Raw genomic sequence first — 6,440 nt, forward strand, 5'->3', positions numbered from 1 at the left:
AACATCATTATGCAGTTTCAAGGGCAAATTTTAAAGATGACAAGCTACGATGCCAGGCCAATCCAGTACTACCTTAATCTTTCCGGAGATCTTATTCATATGAATGAGCTGTTGGGAAAGGAGCTAAGCATAAAACATACAGGGTTTCAGTGTGTAAATTGTGGTGAAAATAAACCGGTTTACAGAATGGGATTCTGCAAAAACTGTTTTTTTGAAAGCCCTTATGCCAGTGATACCATTATCCGTCCCGAACTTTCTACTGCACATTTAGGTGTTGCAGAACGAGATCTTGAAGTGGAAAAACAAATTCAGCTGCAGCCGCATACTGTTTATCTGGCATACACCGGAGATGTCAAAGTAGGAGTTACCAGAAATACGCAGATTCCTACAAGATGGATAGATCAGGGTGCGACTTTTGCATTACCCATCGCAAGAACCGAGAACCGCTATGAAGCAGGAATGATAGAGGTGGCTTTAAAAGAACATCTGGCAGATAAAACCAACTGGAGAAAAATGCTGCAGGATGATTTTGAAGGAGAAGTAGATCTTGCCGATTTCCGACAGAAAATAAAAGAATTTTTTCCTGACGATTTCCAGAAGTTTTACAGCGAAGGAGAAGAACTGTGGATGTTTGACTATCCTTTTGAAAAACCGGAGAAAGTTTCATCGTTTACATTAGATAAAAAACCTGAGTTCACAGGAAGACTTACCGGAATTAAAGGGCAGTACCTTGGATTTGAAGGAGGAAACTTTATTAATGTAAGAGGACATGAAGGCTATGTTATTGAACTGGAAATAAATAACTGATCTATATAAAAAGAATCAAATCACAAAATATGAAAAAATGGGTTAAAAGGCTTTTGATAACTTTCGGAATTATGGCAGGAGTTCTTCTCGCCGCGAATTTCGCATTAAATATATGGCTTAAAACCCAGCTTCCTGATTATATTAAAAAAAATACCGCTTATAAAGTTTCCTACCAATCTCTGGATGTAGATTTAGGAACAGGAAATATTTTTGCTACAGGAATTTCAGTTAACACTAAAAATCCAGAAAATACAGACGTTGTTGGTTTGCAGGGTACTGTGGATACTTTAAAAATAAGCCGTTTCGGAATTTATGATGCTGTTTTTAATAAAAGAATCAGCTCCTCAGACCTTTTGCTGGCTAAACCCAATTTAAATATTATCCTCGCCAAACCTGTCGGCCGCCAAGCCGGAAAGAAAAGAAATCCGGTTTTATTTGAAAATATCAGAATCAATGAGGGTAAAATTGCTGTTTTCAGACATACCAAACAGAAATTTCTATCGGTACAGCAACTGGATCTTTTTGTAGAAAATTTGCAAATGACGGAGGAATCCGTAGAAGATAAATTACCCGTTGTTTTTGACAGATACAGTATCAAAGGTGAAAAATTCTTTCTCCGTCCGGATGAAACGTATGCAGTTACCATCAGTAGTATCAATACAAGTAATGGGCAGATGGCTGTTGATAATTTCAAACTGACTCCACTGTTCTCCTTCACTCAGTTTAAAAAGTTTTATCCCCAAAAAACTCAATTATTTGAATTTGCTGTTCCCAAAATGAACTTTACGGATGTCATTTTAAACAAAAATAAAGTTTCACTTACGAATGCCGACTTCCGCAATCCTGTTCTGAAAGTCTATAATACAGGAGTAAAAGCCAAAAAAGCTGGGAAAAAATCAAATTTTGAAGTTGATGTAAAAAACTTTAAATTAAATAATGCTGTTGTTCAAATCAATAAGCCGGATGGAAATAAACTCTTGTCTGTAGGAGCTATGAGTTTAAATATCAGTCAGTTGTTGTTCAATAAGGAAACCTCAGAGCAGGTCATCCCTGTAGGATACAAAGATTTTACTATTGCCGGAAGAAATATTGAATACTCCAATGCTCAGAATATCACAGTAAGAAGCTTTGCAATGAAGCCCGCCAATGGCGAAATCCGGGATGTCGTACTTACGCCAGCCCATCCCGCAGCAGGAAAAGCAGCAGCCGTTTTAAAAACAGATCATATCGCTTTTAATATCAATAAACTGGAGTTCATCAATAAAAAACTTAATGCTGATCTTAAAGATCTTCTCGTGGAAAATGTAAACGGAACTTTTAAAGCAGGTGAAAAACCAGCCAGTAAATCTGTGGGGCCTAATATCATTAATTCCATTATTATAAGAAAAACATCTTTAAAAAATTCAAACATTACTTATGATAAAGGAAAACAGCCTTTAACTTTCCATGATCTCAATGCAACGGTAAATAATATTGAATTATCACCTAAATCCAATCAGCCAGGACTATCCTTTAAAGTGAAAGACTATTATATTACCACCAGAAACCTGGTTTATAACACGCAGTTTTATAATATGAGTCTTGGACTTCTGAAACTCAATAAGAATAAAATGCAGATGAGCAATTTTGCTATGAAGCCTATCGTTTCAAGAGCACAGTTTATCAAAATGATACCCGTTGAGAGAGATCTGTATGATTTGAAGGCAGGAAAAATCACTGCAGAAGGAGTGTGGGATCTCTTTTCTCGCGATAAAATGCTAAATGCCTCTCAGGTAGACATTGAGTCTGCAGATGCCAATATTTTCAGAAGTAAGATTCCCAAAGACGATCCTAAAATAAAAGCATTATATTCTAAAATGCTGCGTTCCATCAAAATTCCGATGACCATTCATAATCTTAATCTGAAAAACTCAGCATTAGTATATGAAGAAGATACCCCGGAAAGTATGGGCCCCGGAAAACTGACCTTCAGTAACTTTAATATGAACGTTAAAAACCTGAATTCAGCTAAAATAAAAGGAAAGCCCACAAAAGTGGATATAAAAATCAATTGCTCTTTCATGAATCTCTCTCCACTTTCCGTAAACTGGAACTTTGATGTGGCAGACCAGAACGATAGATTTGTAATCTCCGGAAAAACGTCCAACCTTCCGGCAAGTGGCATCAATCCATTTATAAGGCCTTATCTTCATGTGACAGCTACCTCAGGAACCATTCAGGAAATGTTTTTTAGCTTCAAAGGTAACCCTGCCGGATTGCACGGAACTTTTAATCTTAAACATAAAGACTTAAAAATTGCCGTATTAAATAAGAATAACCATCAGAAAAAAGGCTTTCTGACTGCTGTGGCCAATATTTTTATAAAGTCAGATTCAGGAAGTTATCCTGAGTCTGTTAATGTGGAAAACGTGGAACGTGATCCCACCAAGTCTTTTTTCAACCTTTTCTGGAAAGGAATTGAGCAGGGATTAAAGAAAACACTGATTGGTGCAAATGTCGAAAAAACCGAAAAGAAAGTGAAAAATGCCGTTTCATCTGTAAAAGAAATGAAACAATCTGTGAAAGAAATAAAACAGGAAATCAAAAATAAAACGTCACAACCCGCAGAAGAGAAGAAAGAAAAGAAAGGTTTTCTGAATAATATATTCAGGAAAAAAGAAAAATCTGAAGAATAATTCTTTAAACCATTAAGAGATCATAGCTTCCTGGTTGCTGCCGATCTTAAAAAGAATGCAGTTGTTTTAATAAAAACGAACTTAATGGTTTAAAAAATCAATATAAGAGATTCAGTTAAAAATTGAATTCATCACTTTCCAAAATAGGAATATCCCTTAAAAACTTATCAAACTCTTCACCCGGATAATTGCTGTCTGCCCCATAAGAATCTATAATCATTCCACGATTTCCTGCATTATCCTTTACTACATAAAGTACTGCATTGTCATCCGGATTGCTGTCTCCCTCAAAGCGGTAAGTTTTTAAAATTACCAGTTCAGAGGGCTGATACACTTTCTCGGAATTTTCAAATTTCATTTCACATTTTTCGTTCATTCTGAATTCTCGGTGTATTCCTCTTTCAGAAAGCGTTTTCATCACCTGGCTCAAAGTCGTCATTCTGTCAATGTTTTCTGGATTTTCCATAATAATATTTTTGTTTTTAAGTACAATAATTAAACCATTGCAATCTTAAATATAAGAAAAATAGCAGATTGTAATTTTCCTAAAAATAAAGTTGAATGTTAACAAAATTTATAATTTAAAAAAATAAAATAGGTATACTTTTTGCAATGGTATCAATAATAAATCAGAGAAAATATGAAAAAAGAAGTTGGAGTTTTACTGGCAGGAGGAGTTGGTCTTTTGGCAGTATTGAGTTTAATAAGCATTAAAAAAATTTTGACTAAAAAAGATAAAAAATATAGTGATTCCTATTCGGACTATCACAGACACTTTGATGAAAGAAATAATGATGATGAAACTCATGGAGTAGAATTATATGCACTGAAGTAGTAAAAAAATATATTTAATTATGTTTAAATCCAACACTTTTGAAAGTGTTGGATTTTTTGTGGAAAACTTTAGTGTTAAAACTCGTTATTTTATAAGAATTCCATTCTAATTTTACACAGGAATGCAAAACGAAAATTTCATAAAAGGTCAGGGAGCGCAGCGAAACGTTGTCAATCGCTTCGACAGGTATACCTATGAACCTGAAGATGAAGATTTCGAGACAGTAAAGACTTCTTTCACGGAAGTATTTCCCAAAACCATTGTCAATCAGGTCAAAAGCGAAGACCTTCCAATGGAATACTCCATGAATCCTTATCTGGGATGTGAACACGGCTGCTCGTACTGCTTTGCAAGGCCTACTCACGAATATTGGGGGTATAGCGCAGGAATTGATTTTGAAAGAAAGATCATGGTAAAGAAAAATGCTCCCGAACTTCTGGAAAAATTTTTTCAAAAGAGGGGCTATAAACCAGTCCCGATTCTGTTGTCCGGAAATACAGATTGCTACCAGCCGGCGGAAAGACAATTTGAAATTACCAGAAAATTACTGAAGGTTTGTCTTGATTACAGGCATCCTGTCAATATTCTCACAAAAAATACAATGGTCTTAAGAGATCTTGATATTTTGAAACCTATGGCAGAACAAGATCTGGTATCAGTTTCTCTAAGCATTCCAACCATCAACGAAGAATTAAGAAGAAAGATGGAGCCTAGAACAAGCTCTGGAAAGAATAAATTAAAAGCAGTAGAAATCCTTTCCCAAAACAATATTCCCGTACATGTAATGGTTGCTCCTGTTATTCCCGGACTCAATAGCGATGAGCCATTGAATATATTAAAGTGCATTTCTGATGCAGGAGCATTGGGATTCGGATATACTTTAGTAAGATTGAATGATACAGTAGATCCTGTTTTTGTAAATTGGATTGAAACTCATTTTCCGGACAGAGCGCAGAAAGTCTTAAATCTAATCAGATCGATGCGAGGAGGAAAATTGGGGGATAAAAGATATTTTGAAAGACAAGAAGGGGAGGGTAACATAGCGGAAATGATTCATAATACCTTTAAAATTGGTAGAAAGAAGTTTTTTGAGGGTATAGAATTTCCAAAGCTTTCAACGGCCAATTTCACAGGAACTCGTGACCAGCAATTGAGATTGTTTGATTAATCATAACTTATGATTCTTTTATTTTATATATTATATATAGTATACATAAGGTTTTGATATGTATTCTTTACCTATTAACTCTTCCACGCAGAAATGCTATTACTCTCAAACCTTCAAGCTCTCCATTCCTACTCCTCGCGCCATGCTCTCCCAGGCTGTCACCCTGAGCGAAGTCGAAGGTTCTCCCACGTTCCGACCCACCGACTCTCCCACGCAAGCTGCGTGGGAACCATTTCTATCAGGGCTAGGGGAGGAGTTATAAATGATGGATGATGAATGTTGTGGGTTTCGGGGGAATGATCATAAATTTCTATTCCCATTGTGTCATTCCGTAGGAATCCCAACATCTTTACGAGAGTCTTAAAGGAAGTAATATGACAGGATAATATCTAAGACTTTTTTTAGCAGTTAGTATTAGCCGTGTCCTGCAGAGGTGAGTCGAAGCATTTTAATTAATTATGGGTATAGGAGCTAAATCCTATTACTCTATATATAATATAAAAGCAAACATCTTATCTGTGTCCATCTGTGTCATCTGTGGTTCCTTATACCTATTCAATAGGAGCGGTGTATAATCCTGAGCTTCGTCGAAGGAATCCCGTTTAGCAAAAAAGAACCCCTTAATTCAGGTTTAGCCAAAACCTATATATAGGTTATTAATTTAAAAAAGCTATTCTCATAATTCTATAGACCATAATTTGATCATTCGGCCCCAAAACCCCGCATCCCCCCCCGAATCATGCCTCTCACCCTCTCACCCTCTCCAACGCTCCCACCCACCCACCTGATCTTCCAAACAAATGTTTAAAATTTTTCACCTTGCTATCCAGTAGATTAGGATAAAATCTCGTTTCAATATGAAATTTATGTTAACTAAACTTGTTTTGCGTTGTAATAAGTTATTATCTTTGCCCCACTGAAAACGAGAGAGAATCAGTAGCGCAGAAGAGCCTTT

5 protein-coding genes are annotated in these 6,440 nt (G+C 36.1%); 4 read left to right on the top strand and 1 reads right to left on the bottom strand.

Annotated features, from left to right (window positions below; genetic code table 11):
- Nucleotides 1-9 precede the first annotated feature (9 nt).
- Entirely contained in the window at nucleotides 10-807 is a 798-nt protein-coding gene (locus BW946_RS06080; RefSeq protein WP_076595299.1) for a DUF2797 domain-containing protein, read from the top strand.
- A gap of 29 nt (nucleotides 808-836) precedes the next feature.
- Entirely contained in the window at nucleotides 837-3,482 is a 2,646-nt protein-coding gene (locus BW946_RS06085; protein ID WP_076595300.1) for a hypothetical protein, read from the top strand.
- Between the two features lie 115 nt (nucleotides 3,483-3,597).
- Here the strand turns inward: BW946_RS06085 and BW946_RS06090 are convergent, their stop codons facing one another.
- Complete coding sequence (locus BW946_RS06090; RefSeq protein WP_076595301.1) at nucleotides 3,598-3,948, bottom strand: hypothetical protein; 351 nt, start codon at nucleotides 3,946-3,948, stop codon at nucleotides 3,598-3,600.
- A 174-nt stretch (nucleotides 3,949-4,122) separates the two neighbouring features.
- Between BW946_RS06090 and BW946_RS06095 the strand changes: the two genes are divergently transcribed.
- Nucleotides 4,123-4,317, top strand: coding sequence for a hypothetical protein (locus BW946_RS06095; RefSeq protein WP_076595302.1), 195 nt, complete (start codon nucleotides 4,123-4,125; stop codon nucleotides 4,315-4,317).
- A gap of 121 nt (nucleotides 4,318-4,438) precedes the next feature.
- Complete coding sequence (locus BW946_RS06100) at nucleotides 4,439-5,485, top strand: PA0069 family radical SAM protein (RefSeq protein ID WP_076595303.1); 1,047 nt, start codon at nucleotides 4,439-4,441, stop codon at nucleotides 5,483-5,485.
- The last annotated feature ends 955 nt before the right edge of the window (nucleotides 5,486-6,440 follow it).

Source organism: Chryseobacterium sp. RU33C (assembly GCF_900156015.1).
GTDB classification, from domain to species: Bacteria; Bacteroidota; Bacteroidia; order Flavobacteriales; family Weeksellaceae; genus Chryseobacterium; species Chryseobacterium candidae.

Coding starts and splice junctions, on each gene's coding strand:
- BW946_RS06100 (WP_076595303.1), top strand. CDS start 4,439: ATGCAAAACGAAAATTTCATAAAAGGTCAGGGAGCGCAGCGAAACGTT.
- BW946_RS06090 (WP_076595301.1), bottom strand. CDS start 3,948: ATGGAAAATCCAGAAAACATTGACAGAATGACGACTTTGAGCCAGGTG.
- BW946_RS06080 (WP_076595299.1), top strand. CDS start 10: ATGCAGTTTCAAGGGCAAATTTTAAAGATGACAAGCTACGATGCCAGG.
- BW946_RS06085 (WP_076595300.1), top strand. CDS start 837: ATGAAAAAATGGGTTAAAAGGCTTTTGATAACTTTCGGAATTATGGCA.
- BW946_RS06095 (WP_076595302.1), top strand. CDS start 4,123: ATGAAAAAAGAAGTTGGAGTTTTACTGGCAGGAGGAGTTGGTCTTTTG.